Genomic DNA, 17315 nt, shown 5'->3' with positions numbered 1-17315 from the left:
CAGCGGCACGGCTGGCGTGGCGCTCAGGCATCGTCGGGCTCCAGTGTGGCATCGGCATCGGCCTGGCGGGCCAGATAGCGGGTGCGCGGGCGCGTGTTCAGTTCCTCCAGCAAGGTATAGGCGCGCGGCGAGGCGCGCGCGGCGTTGACGCGGCTGGCCGGATCGTTCAGGTTGCCGAAGACGATGGCCTGGGTCGGACATACGGCCTCGCAGGCGGTAACGACCTCGCCGTCGCGCAGCGGCCGGTCCTCTTTCTGCGCGCTTATCCGCGCACGGCTGATGCGTTGCACGCAATAGGTGCACTTCTCCATCACGCCGCGCTGGCGTACCGTCACGTCCGGGTTCTGATGTGCGGCGGAATCCTCGGAATCATCGGAATACTCGAAAAAATTGAAGCGCCTGACCTTGTACGGACAGTTGTTCGAGCAAAAGCGCGTGCCCACGCAGCGGTTATAGACCTGCGCGTTCAACCCTTCCGAATCATGCAGCGTGGCGCCCACGGGACACACCAGTTCGCAAGGCGCGTCTTCGCAATGCATGCACGGAACGGGCTGGAACAGCGTCTCGCGCGCCTCGCGATAGACGTCGACGCGCACCCAATGCATGACGCGCCCGCGCCGGACCTCCTGCGCGCCGACCACGGGGATATTGTTCTCCGCCTGGCAGGCCACGGTGCAGGCATTGCAGCCGATACACTTGTCCAGGTCGATGGTCATGGCCCAGGCGTAGTCGGGATAGGCCACTTCCGGATACAGGGATGGCCCTTCCGGCACGCGCGAAGGCGGCGCCGCCGTGGTCGCCGGCACGGTGGAGATGTCTTCCACCCGCACGATGTCGCGGCCGTGCATGGACAATTCAGTCTGCACATGGGCGAACGCGTGCGTGCGGCCGGTGCGTTCCATGGCGACCATCACCGTCGGCAGCGGCGTACCGTCGCCATCGATATCCTGCAAGGCGTAGGCATCGAAGCCGACGTTGTCCCCGACCCGTCCGGCGAATCGGCGGCCATATCCCAGCGGCAAGGTCAGCACGTCCTCCGCATGGCCTTCGAGTACGTGCACCGGCGCATCCACCGCCCCGCCATGGGGCGCCGTCAGCCTGACCACGTCCCCGGTGGCGACGCCGCGGGCGCGCGCGGTCAGCGGCCCCACGAACACCGCGTTGTCCCAGGTCAGACGGGTCAATGGCCGCGGCAGCTCCTGCAACCAGGCATTGTTGGCATCCGCGCCGGCGCCCAGATAGGGATCGGTCACCAGCTGCGCAATGATCCTGCCGGCCCCCTTCGGCGGTCCCGCGCCTTCCGTCGCGGCCGGTACGGCTTCGGTACGGAAGGACGCGCCTGGCCGTCGCGACGGCATGTCTTGCGGGGGAACAGGCATGCCCGGCGCCCGGCCGTCGACATAACCCGCCTGCAAGGCCGCACGCCAATGACGATCGAAATCATCCGTCCACAGCGTCCGCCACGTCTCGCGGACCGCTTCATGCGCGCCCGGGTCGACGTCGCCCTGCAGTACCTGCAGCAACGTGTGCGGCGACTGCCCGCCATGCAGCGGCGCGATCATCGGCTGCAGGATCGTCGGCGTGCCGTCCCAGGCCAGCGCATCGCTCCAGCTTTCCAGTTCGTGCGCGCGCGGTATATGCCACGAGCAGGCGCGCGCGGTCTCGTCGCGATACAGGCCGAGGTGCATCGTCAGCGGCACCCGGCGCAGCGCATCGGCGAACCGCCGCGCGCCGGGAGTGTCGTAGACCGGATTGGCATCGATGAGCAGCAGCGTGTCGACGCGGCCATCCTGGATCTCCGCGAGCAACTCGCCGATGCCGGGCGCCGGCCGTGTCGGCACTGCGACGACGGTTCGGCCCAGGGCGCCCAGGTGCGCATTGATGGACCACGCCAGCGCGTGGTCCCGCGCGGACAGCGTCGGGCCGACAGCGACCAGCGCGGTGCCGGCGTGGGACTTCAGCACATCGGCCAGCCTCGATTCCCACGGCGCGCCCTTGCCTGCAGGCGCGCCGGCGTCCGGCAGGCCCAGCGCGTAAGCCAGGCGCCGCAACAGCGCACCCATGGCGTCCGGCGTCATGGCCCAACGCTGGTCCGCCATCGCACCGGTCAGCCCGGGCATCGCCTCGATCGCATACAGGCGGGTACGAGGCCGCGCAGTGCCGCCCTCGCCGCGGCCCCGCGCGAAGTCCCGGGCGTAACGCACGCCCGCCGGCGTATCCGTGAAGATGTCCGCCCCCACGGCGACGACGACACTGGCCCGGTCCAGGCGGTACATCGCACGCGCGGGATATCCCAAGGCCCGCTGCGCGCCCGACTCCTGGGCCGCGTCATGCAGCGGATCGTGGCGATAGTGCCGCATGCCGGGATAGCGTTTCGCGAGCGCATCCTGTTGACGCGCCAACGTCGGAGAGGTCGACCCCGCCGTCAGTATCCTCAAGCGCGAACCGCCATCGGCGCGATGCGCCGCCAGCCGCTCGCCCAGCGCATCGCGCGCCGCCGTCCACGTGGACACCGCGTCGCCATGCATGACCGTACGCGAGCGGTCCGGATCCCACAGCTGCAGGATGGCGCCTTGCGCATGCGCGTCCGTCGCGCCCAGGCTCATGGGGTGCAGGGGATTGCCTTCGATTTTGGTGGGCCGCCCCATATGGGTCTCCACCAATACGGGCTGGGCATAGCCTGCGCGCGTGACGGCGCTCGCGTAGAAGACCGGCTCGTCCCCGGGCCCGCCTTCCGGCATCCGCGCATAGGGCACGATGGCCTCCGCCGGCGGGCCGCTGCACCCGGCCGTGGCGAGCGCCGCGGATGCCGCCATCCATTTCAACAGCGCGCGGCGCGCGGGATCGTCCGGCGCGCCAGCCGCGCGGCGGGCCTCGGCATCGGGCCGGCCCGCATCGTGATGGACAGGAATGATACGCATGGCGTCCCCGGTCAGCGGTGGCAGGTGGTGCAACTGGTCATGCGGTCCTCGCTCTCGAAGTGGTAGATGCGCCGCAGCGACGCGATGTCATCCTCGGATAGCGCGGGCGGATCGCGCATGGCGAACACCTGGTCGGGCGGCCCCACCCTTTTATCCGGCGCGCGATGGCAGTCCAGGCACCATTGCATTTCCAGCGGCTGGTTGCGTACCAGTTGCGGCATCTGGTCCACGCGCCCGTGGCAAGTCACGCAGGCCACTCCCTTGGCAACGTGCACGCTGTGATCGAAGTAAACGAAGTCAGGCAGGTCGTAGACGCGGTTCCAATGTATGGGTATCCCGGTCGCGGCACTGGCATGCAGGGGTGCGAGCACTGGCGAATCCTTGAACAATACGGCGTGGCAGGTCAGGCAGATCCCGGCCGACGGCATGCCGGCCGACGCCGAGGTCTGCACCGACACATGGCAATATCGACAATCGATGCCATCGTCGCCGACGTGGTGCTTGTGGCTGAAAGGAATGGGTTGGGCCACCGCCACGCCCGCGGCCACGGGTGCGTTCATCTGCCAGACGACCACGGCGATACTCGCGACAAGCAGCCCTGCCGTGCCTATCAGGACAAGCTTTACGCACAGGACTGCGGCTTTATCGAATATCTGGCTCATTGCCCCATGCGGCCGGCTGCGACGCTCTCGAAAAATTCGTGGAAAAAGCGCGCGCAGCGCAGCAAGCGCCGTGCCCCGCACGGCGCCTGAAATTCAGCTATGAGTCAACTTTTATCGCGCGGAGGATCTCCGCGACATGGGCGCTGGCCTTGTGTCCAGGCGAGCGCGAGGCGAGGCGCGGCTGCGCTCCGCCGATCGAGCCGCTAGCGCAACAGTCCGCGCCGCGCGAGGTCGGCGTACAGCTTGCGCACGCCGTAGGTCCATGGCGGGATCTCGGTGCATTTCCGCACCGTGTTGACCAGCTTGCCCAGCCCCGGGGAAGCGATGGTCACGCGGTCGCCCGTCTTGTGCGTGAAACCGCTGCCCGGCGTGCCGCGATCCTGGATCGGCGAGAACATCGTGCCCAGGAAAAGCATGAAGCCGTCCGGGTACTGATGGTGACGGCCGTAGGTCTGCGACACCAGCTCCAGGGGATCGCGGCTGATCTCCCGCATATGGCTCACCCCATTGAGCACGAAGCCGTCGTCCGCGCCTTCGATCAGCAGGGACACGCTATCGTCGCGCACGTTATCGATGCCGTAGTGCGCATCGAACAGGCGGATGAAGGGACCGATGGCGCAGGAACCGTTGTTGTCCTTGGCCTTGCCCAGCAGCAGCGCGCTGCGGCCCTCGATGTCGCGCAGGTTGACGTCATTGCCCAGCGTGGCGCCGACCGTCTCGCCGCGGCTGTTGACCGCCAGCACGATTTCCGGCTCGGGATTGTTCCACTCCGAGGCGGGCAGCAGGCCTACATCCGCGCCGAAGCCTACCGCCGACATGGGTTGCGATTTGGAGAACACCTCCGCGTCGATCCCGATGCCGACCTCCATATACTGGGACCACGCGCCGCGGCTGATCAGGGTTTCCTTCAGGCGCAGCGCGCCGTCCGACCCCGGCTTGATGCTGCGCAGGTCGGTACCCAGGGTTTCCTGCAGCGTCGTGCGCATGGCTTGCGCGGCCCCGGCATCGCCGCCGGTGCGTTCCTCGATCAACCTTTCGAGCAGACTGACCGCGAAGGTCACACCGCATGCCTTGATCGCCTGCACGTCGCAGGGCGCCAGCAGCGTCACCGCCGGGGGATGGGCGGCGCCATCCGCGCCACCATGGCGGATGCTGGCCTGCAACAGCGCGCCCACCGGGCCCAGGGATTCTCCGGGCGCGGAGCGTGCGACGTCGGCCGGGTCCGGCTGGTCCATTAGGTCGGCCATGGTCGGCACGGTCGCCGTGATATCGAACACCAGGCCATTGCGCACGGCGACGACACTGGGCCCGTCAATCGGCGCCGGACGCCAGACGCGCCCCACCAGCGTGGCCTGTGCGGCATCGCGCGGCAGATAGTCCTGGGTATTGTCTTGGGTCATGCTGTTTCTCCTCCGATGAACGGGCGCAAGCTTATCGGCTGCCCGGCCTTGCTGTCCATGCCCGCGTGCGAACGCGCCGGCCCGCTGAAGACCCCGCCCCTGCGCACCGGTGTGGCCGGCGCGTTCGTTGGTGGGCTTCCGGGCCTGGAACTGCGGTTCATCGGTCTGCGGCGCCGAAACCGGTAACGCGCATCCGGGCCAGCCGCTAGCGCATGAGGGCCAGCGCGTCGTCGCGCGATTCGACCACGGTGAGGATGGCAAGGAAACCGCTGATATCGAACACTTCGCGCACGTGCGGCTGGATGCTGCACAGGGCCAGCGAGCCGGCCTGCTGTTTCAGGCGCTTGGCGACAAGCAGCATCACGCGCAGGCCCGCGCTGGAGATATAGTCCAGGCCGGAAAGATCCAGCACCAGCTTGTTTTCTCCGTTGTCGATGTGTTTGACCAGCTCAGATTCAACCGCGCCGGCATTGGCGCTGTTGATCTGGCCTTGCGGCGATACCACCAGCGCCGTACCGGCTTTTTCGATCGCGAGTGTCATGAATTGCACTTCCTGCGTGGATAATCGTAACGGCCGTGGCGCATACCGCGGCGCCGCGCGTTTTGCGGAATCATACGCGAGCACGTGCGTGCCGCCTATGAGGATTACGACATACGGACGCCATCGGGCATACTGGCGCCTGGCATTCAAGATCGATATCGTCATGGCATCACGATCCGATACGTTGCAGCTGGTTCCCGGCCGCGATTCCGTTACTCCCGCCATGCAATGGCTGGAAGCCATCGCCGACCGTGAATGCTGGTCCGCGCGCACCCGTTTTGCCCTGACGCTCGCCGTCGACGAAGCCTTGACCAATGTCCTGTCATACGCCTTCGACGAAGGGGCTTCGGCGGGCGACGCGCCGGCCGTGAAACTCGCCTACCATCGCGACGGCCCGGATCTGTGCGTCGAAATCGCGGATAACGGCCGCGCCTACGACCCGACCGCGTGGTCCCCAACGCCGCTGGCCTCCACGTTGGAGGACGCCACGCCCGGGGGCCAGGGCATACGCCTGATCCGGCATTACCTGAAAGATTTGCGCTATCGCCGCGAGGACCAGTGGAACAGGCTCACCCTGGTGGCTGGCCAGGGGTAAGCCGGCATCGGCATGCTGTGCCGCCCCGCATTGCCATCCATGAATGCCATACCCATCGAAACGGAGCCACATGAAGCAGGATCGCACCGGAATAGACGTGCATGAGCACGCGAGGCAGCGACCCGCCGCGCGCGTGGACGAGCCGCCCGTCGGAATGCGGGTGCACGCACGGGTCAATGCCGCCGCCGTCGCCCGCAACCTGGCCCGGGTGCGCGCGCTGCTGGCCGCATTGCCGGCACCGGCGCCGCGCATCTGGGCCACCGTCAAGGCCGACGCCTACGGACACGGCCTGGCCCGCGTGCTGCCCGCGCTGGCACGGGCGGACGGCCTGGCCGTGTCCTTGCTCGACGACGCGCGCAACTGCCGCGCCGCCGGCTGGCATGGCCCTATTCTGGTCTATGGCGGTTTATTGGAACCCGGGGAATCGGCCCGGCTGGATATCCCCGACCTGCATCTCGTGATTTCCGACGCGGTGCAGATCGATTGGCTGGCGGATGCCGCACCCGCGCGCCCGCCGCCATGGATCTGGCTGCGGTATCTGGGCGACATCGGCTATGCCGGATTCGACGAGCCGGGCTACAAGGCGGCCTACGCGCGGTGCGCCACGCTCGCAGCCCAGGGGCGCATCGCCGGCATCGGCCACCTGAATCATTACGGCCGCGCGGAGCACGCCGACGGGCTGGCGCCGGCGGATGCACGGTTCCACGCTGTGGTAAGCGGTCTCGCGGGACCGCGAAGCTGCTGCAATTCCGCCGCGCTGCTGCGCCATCCCGACGCCGCACGCGGGACGGAATGGGTACGCCCGGGCCTGGCCCTGTACGGCGCCAGCCCGCTGCCCGGCCTGGATGGCTCGGCACTGGGCCTGCGGCCGTCGATGTCTCTGCATTCGCGCATCGTCGGCATCCGCGACGTGGTTGCCGGCGAACGCATCGGCTACAACGGCACTATCGTCGCATCCGGGGCCATGCGGATCGGCCTGGTGGCCTGCGGCTATGGCGACGGCTATCCGCGCCATGCGCCGGCCGGCACGCCCATACGCGTGGACGGCCACTCCGCGACCACGCTGGGCGCCGTTACGATGGACCTGATGCCGGTGGATCTGACGGGACTGCCCTCCATCGCGATCGGCGCGCCGGTCGTGCTATGGGGCACCCCCGAGCTACCGGTGGAAGTCGTGGCGCGCCACGTCGGCACGATCGCCGCCGAATTGTTCACGTCGTTGACATCGCGCGTACCCATCCTCCTGGACGACACGGCCTCGCGCTGAGCACGATGCGCCGCCGTGCGATGCCTCCCCTTTTCCCGCGCAGTCACCGCAAGGCCTACACGGGCTGCCGTTCGGCTCCGCCGGCGCGCGGCTGCCCGGGCGCGAAGACCAGGAAAATGCCGGTGGCGACCAGATAGATCAGGCCGGTGATGGCCAGGCTGGTGCCCATGCCCGCGGTGCCGAACAATGCTCCCACCGTCAGCGGGCCGGCCATCTGCCCCAGTTTGTCGGCCGCGCGCATGACGCTGGTCGCGCCCGCCGCGCCGTACTCCTGCACATCAGGCAGGGCCAGCATATACGGAGATTGCGAAGCCCCGGAAAAACAGCTTGCCAAGGCGAGCAGAAGCACGGCCAGCGCCGCCGCGGCCACGCCGCTGTTGAAATAAAGCCCCAGCATGCCGACGCTGCCGATCAGTCCCCCCAGCGCGATCCAGCCCTTCTTGGACGCTGAACGATCCACCAGGCGGCCCATCACAGGGCCCAGGTAAATCACGCACAGGCCATAGATCATCAGGACGCGGCCTATGCTCGACGCCGCCACGCCGGCCGCCTCCAGATACAGGGGCAGTGCGAAGGACAGCAATCCGACCTGGGCAATGGAAAACGGAATAACGCTGCCGACGAGCAGCAGGCCGAAGTCGCGCGTGAACAACAGCCGGACCGTCCGGGCCAGACCCGCGCGCGGGCGTCCCGCCGAAGGACCCGGCGGCGCGCCGGCCGCGACGGAGCCATCGGCGGCCCGGGCGCGCGACGCCCGCGAGCCGCCGTGCTGCATATACGGCCGCATCAGCACCAGTACGCCAAGCACGGGCACAATCATCATCGCCGCGCTGATGCCGAAGACCAAACGAAATCCCAATTGCTCCATCAGCATGGCGCCCACCGCGGCGCCGGTCAGGTGGCCCGCGAACAATCCGGCTATCACGCTCGTCATATTGCGACCCCGGTACAAAGGGCCGCTGCGCGTCACGATAAAACCCTGCAGCCCCATCCACGCCAATCCATAGCCCAGGCCCACCAGGCCGCGGGCCGCGGCGAACATCGGCAGGTTGACGGCTGCCGCGCAGGCCAGCATGCCCGCAAACGAGACGCCCAGGCCCATCAGCACCGGCACTTGCCATCCTCTCCGATCGGTCAAGCGCCCCGCCAGCAAAGCCGTCACCAAGCCGCAGCCCATCTCCACGGAGATCGGCAGGGCCAGCATCAGGTTGGCGGGCAGCTCCAGCCCGCCTGAAGGCAGGCTGCGGGCGTACAGCGGAAGAAATCCCAGCGGCATCGCCCAGGCGAACAGGAACCCGAACATGACCGGCCGCGCGATGCGGCCGATGTCCGACGTGTCGCGTGACGCGGCCGTGGGCGCGCCGTCGTCCGCCGGAATGCGGAAACCGCGATTCAGCAACAGCGAGAGCAGCAACAGCATTTCCACCGCCGCCACCAGCGCGACGGCCACCACCGTAATCGCATCGATCATCCGGCTGCGCACGCCGCGCGCCAGGACGTCCGCCGACAGGCGTACCACCAGGCTGCCCTGCGCCTGCGCGCGCGCTCCCCCCTGCCCCAGCGGCAGGACCAGTGTCAGGTCATCCGCGGCAGGGCGCGCCGCCCCCGCGCCGGGGGCAGGCAAGGCGCCCCCGCCATCCGCCCGATTGAGTGTGCGTCCGGCCGCATCCACGAGGTCGATTTCACGGATGGCCGGAAAAGTCGCGGCCAGCCGCCGGAAAGGCGCTTCCACACCGCGCAGCCTGTCCAGCTCGATGCCATAGCCGAGGATACGGTCCAGGTCGCGCTGCAGGCCTTCGGCCAGCACAACGACGTTGCCGCGCGTCACCTGCAGCCAGCCTTCGCGAAACGCATTCACGGTATAGGCGGCGTAGACGCCTTGCGCCAGGACCAGGGCGGCCAGCGGCACGAGGAAACGCATGCGGCCACCCCCGATCAGCGTGCTTAACGGGATCAAATATCGGAAGACGGCGGCCAGCCCGATGCCGACTGTCGCGGTAACCGCCAGCAGCACCGCCAGGTTGCGCAGCAGGATGGAGTGCTCCGCCGCGGTATTGCGCGTGCCCGACACCACCAGCGCCCCGACCGGCACCTTGTCGTCGCCGGCCAGCGGTACCGCGAGCATGATGCGGCCGTCGGCCGTGCTCATCATCGCGCCGGAAGCGCGCCGCGTGACACCCTCCGGCAAGGTCGCGCCAGGCGCCAGGAACAGCGCGCGCGCCGGCCCCGATGCCCGGGAATCCTCGCCCACGGCCGCGACATCCACGCCATCCGGCATCGTCGCCGCGATGCCGACGATGCCGCCCGCGTCGCGCGCGCCCTCGCGCAGTAACTCGCGCAAGCCGAAGAACTGCGCCAGCGGCTTGCCCAGGCGCAGGCCGTTCTCTATCGTCCCGGCCACCTGGCGTGCCACGACTTCGACCCTGTCCGCCGTGGTGTCGGCCACCAGGCGGTTCAGCGCGGACAAGCTCAAGGCCCCGATCAAGGCCTGCGCCAACAGCAGCACCGCAAGGCAGGACAGCGTCACTTCCAGGACGGGACGACGGCGCAATCCTTCCAATATCCTTTGCAATGGCTCGCGCATCACGGCTTTCCAAATGTCGAACAGTCACACAACGCGTTGAATATTATTTACACTTGTCGAGTTTTGCATCATTTTTTTGCAGCCCCCTTCCACCGGCGCTTTCATGTTCACGCGATCCCTGCGCAGCAAGATCTTTCTTCTCGTTGTCGCGATCCTGCTCGTGGTAGCGCTGTTCATTATGGCGGCCAGCCGCCGCGATGTGACGCGCACGGTTTCCGCCGGCGAGCAGCATGCCGTCAACAACGTGATGAATCTGATCCAGCGCGACGTCGAAGCGCGCTGGTCCGCCCTGCTCGACGACAAGGTCAGCACGGTGCGCAACGGCCGCCGCCAGTTGCTGGAAACCGGCACCCTCATCGCTTCGGTCCTCGCCGGCTATGCCGATATGGCCGCGCGGGGAGTCGTCAGCCCGGGCGCGGCCAAGGGCATGGCGCGCGCCTGGATCAACCATTTGAAATTCGGCGAGCGCCGCTACGCATTCGTCTATGACGCCAGCGGCCAGGTGCTGGCCAGCGGCAATGCCTCCATGCTCGACCGCGACCTGGCCGGCGTGACGGATTTCAAGGGGCGCCCGCTGGGCAGCGCGCTTTACGAGGAAAGCCACAATTCCGGATACGGCTTCGCCATTTACCGCTGGCCTCCCAACGCGGACGGCAACCCGGCACCGGCAACCGGCAAGCCCGCGGGAGACGAGGCGCGCTACGCCTATTTCGGCTATTTCCGTCCGTGGGACTGGGTCATCGGCGTCAGCGACAGCGTGCAGGATGTCATCGAACAGGTCGACACCCGCCGCGAGCAGATGAAGAACGCCCTGCGCGACACCTTGTCGCGCCTTACCCTGGCACGCTCGGGGTTCGTCTTCATTACCGCCGACGACAACCAGACAGTGGTGCCGCCGCCGGCACGCGCCGCGGGTCTGCTGGACGTGCGCGATGCCCGCAGTGGCAAGACGCTGCGTGAACTGCTGCCAGGCGTCACCGCCACATCGGACACGCAGGTGATCGACTTCGATACGGGACGCGACGCCCGGCATATCGAGGCGGTCCGATTCAAGCCGCTGGGCTGGACGATCGTCGCGGTGGTACCCGAGAGCGATTTCGCGGCGCCCGCGACGGCCTTGCTGAACCGGCAGGCCATGATCTTCGGCGCCACCCTGCTGCTGGCCCTGCTCTGTGCCTGGCCCGTGGCGTCGCGTATCGTACGGCCCTTGCGCGAGCTCACCCGCTACGCGCGCGAACTGCCCCGGCAGGACCTGACCGCTCCGTCGGCCGTGCCCTCCCATATCGTGGATCTGCCCGGCCGGCACCGCGACGAAGTCGGCCGCCTCGCCTCGTCCTTTCTTTTCATGGACAAGCGGCTGCGCGAGAACGTATCGCGCCTGATGCAGGAAACGACAGCGCGAGAACGCTTCGAGAGCGAACTGAGCATCGCCCGCGCCATCCAGCTCGGGCTGCTGCCCGTCCCCTTGCCGCCGGAGGTGCTGGCGCGCGCCGACCTGCATGCGATCATGCAACCGGCAAAGGAAGTCGGCGGCGACCTGTACGACTATTTCCTGCTGCCCGACGGCAGGCTGTGCCTGGCCATCGGCGACGTCTCGGACAAAGGCGTGCCGGCCGCGCTTTTCATGGCGGTAACGCGGACGCTCATCCGCGCGAGCGCGGAAGACGAGACAAACCCCGCCGAGATCATGGCCCGGGTCAACAACCGCCTGGCCGAGAACAATCCCAACATGATGTTCGTCACGCTGCTACTGGGCGTCCTGGACCTGGATACCGGCGAGCTGCAATGGGCGAACGCCGGACATCCGGCGCCACTGGTGATCGGCGCGGATGGCACCTTGCGTTCGCTGGAGGGCCGCAGCGGCCCCGCGTGCGGCGTGCAGGAAGGCCTGGCCTACCGGCCATTGACCGCGCGCCTGGGCGACGGCGAGACGCTGATCGGCTACACCGACGGCGTCACGGAGGCGACCAATTCCGCTGGCGCGCTCTACGGCATGGATCGCATGCTGAACACGGTCGCGCGGCCGGGCGCCACCGCCGCGCGCCTGACAGAAAGACTGCTTGACGATATCCAGGACTTTGCAAAGGATGTCGAGCAGGCCGATGACATCACCTTGATTGCAATACGCCGTCCATCATGAAACGTCTTTTCCACCTGCTGCTCTTGTGCGCGCTGGCCCGAACGGCCTTCGCGCAGCCCGCCGTGCCGGCCACGGCGGGCGCGAACGCCACGCCGGCCGCGCAGGCCGCCGCCGTACAGGTGTTCCCCACCACGCCCAAGCCACGCGCGGACGGCCGCAAATGGCGTATCGGCTATTTCGAAAGCGGCGACTACAGCGAATATCCGCGCACGCTGCGCGTCATCATCGCGGGCCTGCAGCAATTGGGCTGGCTGACGGTCCCGACGATTCCGGAGGGCCTGACCGGTCACCAGATGTGGCAATTCCTGGCCGACAACGCCCATAGCGATGTCCTGCAGTTCGTCGCCGACGCATGGTGGCAGCCGGGCAATTTCGACGCCAGCAAGCGGCCCGCCGTGCGGCAGGCCATCCGGGATCGCATCGCGCAGCGCGGCGACATCGACCTGATCATCGCGATGGGCACGCTGGCGGGCCAGGATATGGCGACGCTGGGCGCCCCCGTCCCCACCGTGGTGGCATCCACCAGCGATGCCGTGGGCGCGCATATCGTCAAGAGCGCGCAAGACAGCGGACTGGACAACCTGCATGCCCGCGTGCAGCCGGAACGCTACCAGCGCCAGGTCCGCCTGTTCCATGACATCGTGCCGTTCCGGACGCTGGGCCTGGTGTACGACGACAGCCCGGAAGGACGCACCTATGCCGCCGTGGATGCGGTCGAACAGGTCGCGCGCGAGCGGCATTTCGCCGTGCGCGCCTGCAAGGCCCGCGCCAACGGCATCCCGCAGGAAGAAGCCACGCGCAACGTGCTGGCGTGCTATCGCGAAATCGCCCCACAGGTAGAGGCGGCCTATGTCACCGTGCATCGCGGCATTACGCCTGACAGCATCGCCGACGTGGCGCAAATCCTGCGCGATGCCAAGGTGCCCAGCTTTTCCATGCTGGGCTCAGAGGAAGTAAAGAAAGGCATCCTGATGAGTTTGGCGCAGGCGGATTACTCCTATGTCGGGCTGTTCTATGCGGAGACCATTGCGCGCATCTTCAACGGCGCCCGGCCACGCCAGTTGAACCAGGTATGGATAGACCCGGCGAAGATCGCGCTGAACCTGGAGACCGCCCACGCCATCGGTTTCGATCCGCCGGTGGACATCCTGCTGGCCGCCGACGAGGTCTACGAGCGGCGTTGACCGATCGACGTCGTCAGTCGCCGTCCAGGCTCAGCGATCGCCACGCGCACACCGCGCGCAGTTTCGCCTCGATGCCGCCGGGCGTCGACGTCCAGAGCGCCAGCAGGCGGTCCGCCCCCGTCCGGCCACTGGCCAGCACGTAGTCCGCATACGCCAGCCACCGGCGTTCCGTCGCATCCAGTCCGCCCTTGGCCAGGTCCAGCACATCGCGGGCCAGCGCGCGCACCCGCTCGTCGTCCAGGGCGTCACGGATGGCTGCCTGCCGCAGGCCCCGCAAGGACAACCAGCCCCATTCCCGCACCAGGGCTTCCGCCTCGTCCAGATCGCGCAACAAGGACAATTGCATGGCCGATGCGGCCATCGGCGCGTCCGCGGCCACTTCCGCGCCCGCCTCGTCCCACAGTTGCCGGTCCGGGAAGACCGCGCCCGGCGCGCGCCCTTCGATATAGCCGTCCACGCCCACCCGCGCATACAGCGCCTCGATGCCGCCCGGCTGCCGCCATGCGGCGAGCAGTTCATCCAGCGGCGGCCGTGTCCGCAAGCGATAGCGGAAACGCGCATCCAGGAAATGCGCGAACTGCGAGTACTCGAAATAGCCGCTGTGCGGCCGCAGCAGGACGGTTTGCCCATTGTCGGCGCGTTGCCCCGGCCAGGCGGCAGTCTGCAGGAAGCGGCCGAGCGAAGGATGACGGTCCAGGTAGACGCTGACGGCGGACTTGTATTCGTCGTCCATGGCCAGCGGCAGGCCACGGCTGGCCGTATCGGGCGCGAACATCCAGCGGAAATAGTCCCCCAGGTCCCGGAAGGGACGTTCCGGCAATTGCTGCAGCCGATGATCCGCCGCGAAACGCGAGTGGCGAAACATGCGGTCCCAGAGCGTCAGGCGGTTTTCCTTCAGCCCGGTCGGACGTCCATCCTGCAAGGGACTATTGGCGAACAGGGCGATGAAGGCGGGCGCGAGCGCCAGCATGACGTTCAGCGCGCGCGCGGCGTTCTCGACGGGCACCGACGTGCATGGGCCGTTCTGCGCCTTGGCGTCGATCCCGGCGCGATGCAGCCAGCCGCGGTGCCCGACCAGTTCGCCATAAATGGGACGTGGAATGCGGGTCCGCAGATAGCGATCGACGTCCAGCGTGGCTGCCGGATGCTCGGCGGCATTGAGCACCGTCGCGTCCTCTTCGGCCAGCGCATCGCGCACGTCGCGCAGTTCCCTCCGTACGGCGGCGGCCAGCCGGTCCAGGCCGCCGGGCCCGCCCGCGACCGGCGCGAATGCGGTCTCCAGCAGGTTGTAGCCGTTGTCGAAGCCGCTTTCGCCCAGCGGACCGCCTGCGCCCACGGCGCGGCCGTCAAGGTAAGACAGGCGTACGCGTTCGCCGCGCGCCTGCCTGATCCGCGCCAGGGTCTCCGGATAGCGTTCGGCCGCGTGGCTGGCACCACTGCCGCGGCGTATCACCGCCATTTCCATTTCCAGGCCCAGCTTGTGCCCTGCCGGCTCTCGCATTCCCCGCTCCCTGACCCGTCGCCTGCACGGCCCGGTCCTTCCGGATTAATCCATCGCGCTTCGGCCTGCCATCCAAGGGATGGGTTCAGACGCGCGCGGCAACGGAACCGCCGTCCGCATCGTGGCGCCGTATTCCAAGGTCGACAGACGACGCCTCGCCAACCTGGCTGCTTTTACTCATAATACGTGGCCGAGCAGCCCAGCCTTCCGATCAATCGCATGCGGGCGCTATGCCCGAAGGTGCGCGCCCCATGTCCCCGCGATCGCTCCTGCGCCTGCCGCGCGTCCACGCCAACCGCCGGCCGGTGGACCTGATGTACGCCGCCAACGAACGGCCGCCCCTCGGGACGCTGCTGGGCCTGGCGGCGCAGCATACCGCCACTGCCCTCGCCTTCGTGGCCTATGTCCTGGCCACGGCGCGCATTGCCAACCTGCCTCAGGATGCGACGCAAAGCCTGGTCACGGCCACCGTGCTGGGCATGGCCGTCGCCACCGTGCTGCAGGCCTATGGCGGCCGGGTGGGTGCCGGGGCGCTCATCGTCCACCTGCCGGATCCTATCGTCATGATCGCCGCGGCTTCGGTAATCGCCGTGCAGGGCGGCGGCGTGCTGGCGGCGATCGGCATGGCCAACGGCGTGGCGGGCCTGCTCATAGGCCAGGCCATCCCGCGGCTGCGAGCCTTCTTTCCTCCGACCATCGCGGGGGTGGTGGTCTGCGTCACGGGTATATCGCTGATCGAGCCCGCCTTCCATCATGCGACCGGGTTCACTCCTGCGCAAGCTGCCGCGGGCACCAGCCTGAAGTTCGAGGGCATCGACATCCTGATCAGCGGCATCACGCTGGCCGTCATCGTCGTGCTGTCGGTCTGGGGATCGCGGCGCACCAAGCTGTTCGCCCTGCTCGCGGGCCTGGTGGCCGGAGTCGCCCTGGCAGGCGTGCTTGGCCGGCTATCCGGGGGCGAGCAGCTGGCGGGCGCGTCGTTCTTCGGCCTGCCCCACGTGCCCGCGCCGGACCTTCATGTCGAACCGGCCGTGCTGGTGGCCATCGTGCTGCTCGCGGTCATGGTGCAGCTCGATACGCTGGGCACCGTCGTGCTGATGAGCAAGATGGAGGACGCCGACTGGCGCCGGGCCGATATGCGGCGCGTCAGCGGCGGTATCCGCGCCGGCTCGATCTCCAACATCCTGGCGGGCTTCCTCGGAGGACTGCCCAGTGGAACGTCGTCGGCCAATATCGCCTTGTGCCATATCAGCCGCTCGACGACCCGCTACGCCGGCCTGGTGGCCGGCCTGCTGCTGGCGCTGGTCGCCTTCCTGCCCAAGGCCACCGTCGCGCTCACGCTGATTCCCACGCCGGTGGTGGGGGCCGTCGAGACTTACGCGGCGGCCTACCTGATGGTGTCCGGCATAGAACTGATTGCCTCGCGCGCAATGGACGCACGGGCGACCTTCATGGTGGGCCTGTCCCTGGCGGCCGGCGTCGGCACCATCCTGCTGCCCGACGTGGCGGAGCAAGCCCCCCGATCGATGCGCATCCTGGCCGAGAGCGGCGTCGTCGTCGCGGGCGTCGTCGCGATACTGCTGAATCTGCTGTTCCGGCTGGGCGTGTCGCAGCGGGACGAACAGGCCCTGGTGCCGCTGCCGCGCAACCAGGGCGGCGCGACCATGGACCTGGGGACCGCCGTGGTGACTTTCGTAGAGACATCGGGCGCCCGCTGGGGCGCGCGGCGCGATGCCGTGCAGCGCGCCGCGGAGGCCGCGCTGGAAGCCACCGAGGCTGTTCTTGCCGCCGGCGCAGACAGGGCCGTGACGGCGATCCGCGGCAGCTTCGACGAGTTCAACCTGGATATCGAGCTGACTCACACGGGCGAACCCCTGCACCTTGGCGTCGCGGCACCGGCACCTCCCTCGCTGCTGGATACGCGGGACGAAGAATTCCAGGCGGAACTGGACCGCGCGCTGCGGGGCGTGTCGACCGTCCTGCTGCGGCGCCTGGCCGACCGTCTCGTCACCGGCAAACGCGACGGCCGGTCGTTCCTGCGCCTGCACTTCGATCACTAGCCCGCGCCCTCACATCGCCTGATTTCAAGGCTGGCCGTCGACGGCCGGCACGTCGTCCAGCGGCGGCATCCAGCCGATGCGGCGCCGGGCCCAGATCTGGCGGCGCGGCCGGCCCAGTTGGTCGCGCTGGTCCAGCGCCCCCAGGCGCAACGAATAGCTGGCCGGGTTTTCGACCGCGCTGGAATACACCGGCGATCCGCAGTTCTCGCAGAATGCATGCACCCGTTTGGCGCCGCTATCGGCGGTCTTGATGTAGCGGCGCGGCTCTCCCTTCACGATGCGGAAGTGCTCCGCCGGCGCGGGGATATTCACGCGGAAGATGCCGCCGCTCAGGCGCTGGCAATCGGTGCAATGACAGATCGAGACGGTATCGGGATCGACTTCCGCCTGGTAGACGATGGCGCCGCAATGGCACCGGCCTTGGACTTTCATTGGGAATCTCCTGGATACGGTCGCGATT

Annotated in this window: 12 protein-coding genes; 5 read left to right on the top strand and 7 right to left on the bottom strand. The window is 68.1% G+C overall.

Going from position 1 to position 17315, the window contains the following annotated elements:
- Positions 1–23 precede the first annotated feature (23 nt).
- The 4 genes from ACO1P8_RS10315 to ACO1P8_RS10300 all read right to left on the bottom strand — a co-directional run bounded on the left by ACO1P8_RS10315 (position 24) and on the right by ACO1P8_RS10300 (position 5524).
- Complete coding sequence (locus ACO1P8_RS10315; RefSeq protein WP_486295794.1) at positions 24–2921, bottom strand: 4Fe-4S dicluster domain-containing protein; 2898 nt, start codon at positions 2919–2921, stop codon at positions 24–26.
- 11 nt (positions 2922–2932) lie between these two features.
- Positions 2933–3583: a cytochrome c3 family protein gene (locus ACO1P8_RS10310; protein ID WP_486295793.1), complete on the bottom strand. Its 651-nt coding sequence runs from the start codon at positions 3581–3583 to the stop codon at positions 2933–2935.
- Between the two features lie 203 nt (positions 3584–3786).
- Positions 3787–4983, bottom strand: a complete 1197-nt coding sequence (locus ACO1P8_RS10305) for a fumarylacetoacetate hydrolase family protein (RefSeq protein WP_486295792.1) — start codon at positions 4981–4983, stop codon at positions 3787–3789.
- 205 nt (positions 4984–5188) lie between these two features.
- Entirely contained in the window at positions 5189–5524 is a 336-nt protein-coding gene (locus ACO1P8_RS10300; RefSeq protein WP_486295791.1) for an STAS domain-containing protein, read from the bottom strand.
- A 163-nt stretch (positions 5525–5687) separates the two neighbouring features.
- On the opposite strand from ACO1P8_RS10300, the gene ACO1P8_RS10295 reads away from it, so the two are divergent.
- Together ACO1P8_RS10295 and alr are read left to right on the top strand one after the other, a co-directional pair.
- A complete protein-coding gene (locus ACO1P8_RS10295) occupies positions 5688–6119 on the top strand; it encodes an ATP-binding protein (protein ID WP_486295790.1) in 432 nt (143 codons plus the stop codon).
- 70 nt (positions 6120–6189) lie between these two features.
- The gene (gene alr / locus ACO1P8_RS10290) at positions 6190–7386 is read left to right on the top strand and encodes an alanine racemase (protein ID WP_486295789.1); all 1197 of its coding nucleotides are present in this window, start codon (positions 6190–6192) and stop codon (positions 7384–7386) included.
- 55 nt (positions 7387–7441) lie between these two features.
- On the opposite strand, the gene ACO1P8_RS10285 is transcribed toward alr, so the two are convergent.
- The gene (locus ACO1P8_RS10285; protein WP_486295788.1) at positions 7442–9970 is read right to left on the bottom strand and encodes an MFS transporter; all 2529 of its coding nucleotides are present in this window, start codon (positions 9968–9970) and stop codon (positions 7442–7444) included.
- 103 nt (positions 9971–10073) lie between these two features.
- Here ACO1P8_RS10285 and ACO1P8_RS10280 point away from each other — a divergent pair, with 103 nt between their 5' ends.
- Both ACO1P8_RS10280 and ACO1P8_RS10275 read left to right on the top strand, forming a co-directional pair.
- The gene (locus ACO1P8_RS10280; protein WP_486295787.1) at positions 10074–12110 is read left to right on the top strand and encodes a SpoIIE family protein phosphatase; all 2037 of its coding nucleotides are present in this window, start codon (positions 10074–10076) and stop codon (positions 12108–12110) included.
- A complete protein-coding gene (locus tag ACO1P8_RS10275; RefSeq protein WP_486295786.1) occupies positions 12107–13294 on the top strand; it encodes an ABC transporter substrate-binding protein in 1188 nt (395 codons plus the stop codon). The genes ACO1P8_RS10280 and ACO1P8_RS10275 overlap by 4 nt, the downstream gene beginning before the upstream one ends.
- 13 nt (positions 13295–13307) lie before the next feature.
- Here ACO1P8_RS10275 and ACO1P8_RS10270 read toward each other — a convergent pair whose 3' ends face one another.
- Positions 13308–14795: a glutamate-cysteine ligase family protein gene (locus ACO1P8_RS10270; RefSeq protein ID WP_486295785.1), complete on the bottom strand. Its 1488-nt coding sequence runs from the start codon at positions 14793–14795 to the stop codon at positions 13308–13310.
- A gap of 251 nt (positions 14796–15046) precedes the next feature.
- On the opposite strand from ACO1P8_RS10270, the gene ACO1P8_RS10265 reads away from it, so the two are divergent.
- A complete protein-coding gene (locus ACO1P8_RS10265; protein WP_486295784.1) occupies positions 15047–16855 on the top strand; it encodes a uracil-xanthine permease family protein in 1809 nt (602 codons plus the stop codon).
- A gap of 24 nt (positions 16856–16879) precedes the next feature.
- On the opposite strand, the gene ACO1P8_RS10260 is transcribed toward ACO1P8_RS10265, so the two are convergent.
- Complete coding sequence (locus ACO1P8_RS10260; protein ID WP_486295783.1) at positions 16880–17287, bottom strand: GFA family protein; 408 nt, start codon at positions 17285–17287, stop codon at positions 16880–16882.
- Positions 17288–17315: the final 28 nt, after the last annotated feature.

This window comes from Bordetella sp. (genome assembly GCF_057362025.1).
Note: the sequence above shows the minus strand (reverse complement) of the source record. Positions and strands in the feature narration are given on the sequence as shown.

Excerpts from the sequence above, each read along its gene's own strand:
- ACO1P8_RS10285 (WP_486295788.1), bottom strand. The coding sequence starts at position 9,970 with ATGCGCGAGCCATTGCAAAGGATATTGGAAGGATTGCGCCGTCGTCCC.
- ACO1P8_RS10260 (WP_486295783.1), bottom strand. The coding sequence starts at position 17,287 with ATGAAAGTCCAAGGCCGGTGCCATTGCGGCGCCATCGTCTACCAGGCG.
- ACO1P8_RS10295 (WP_486295790.1), top strand. The coding sequence starts at position 5,688 with ATGGCATCACGATCCGATACGTTGCAGCTGGTTCCCGGCCGCGATTCC.
- alr (WP_486295789.1), top strand. The coding sequence starts at position 6,190 with ATGAAGCAGGATCGCACCGGAATAGACGTGCATGAGCACGCGAGGCAG.
- ACO1P8_RS10300 (WP_486295791.1), bottom strand. The coding sequence starts at position 5,524 with ATGACACTCGCGATCGAAAAAGCCGGTACGGCGCTGGTGGTATCGCCG.
- ACO1P8_RS10315 (WP_486295794.1), bottom strand. The coding sequence starts at position 2,921 with ATGCGTATCATTCCTGTCCATCACGATGCGGGCCGGCCCGATGCCGAG.
- ACO1P8_RS10305 (WP_486295792.1), bottom strand. The coding sequence starts at position 4,983 with ATGACCCAAGACAATACCCAGGACTATCTGCCGCGCGATGCCGCACAG.
- ACO1P8_RS10275 (WP_486295786.1), top strand. The coding sequence starts at position 12,107 with ATGAAACGTCTTTTCCACCTGCTGCTCTTGTGCGCGCTGGCCCGAACG.
- ACO1P8_RS10265 (WP_486295784.1), top strand. The coding sequence starts at position 15,047 with ATGTCCCCGCGATCGCTCCTGCGCCTGCCGCGCGTCCACGCCAACCGC.
- ACO1P8_RS10270 (WP_486295785.1), bottom strand. The coding sequence starts at position 14,795 with ATGCGAGAGCCGGCAGGGCACAAGCTGGGCCTGGAAATGGAAATGGCG.
- ACO1P8_RS10310 (WP_486295793.1), bottom strand. The coding sequence starts at position 3,583 with ATGAGCCAGATATTCGATAAAGCCGCAGTCCTGTGCGTAAAGCTTGTC.
- ACO1P8_RS10280 (WP_486295787.1), top strand. The coding sequence starts at position 10,074 with ATGTTCACGCGATCCCTGCGCAGCAAGATCTTTCTTCTCGTTGTCGCG.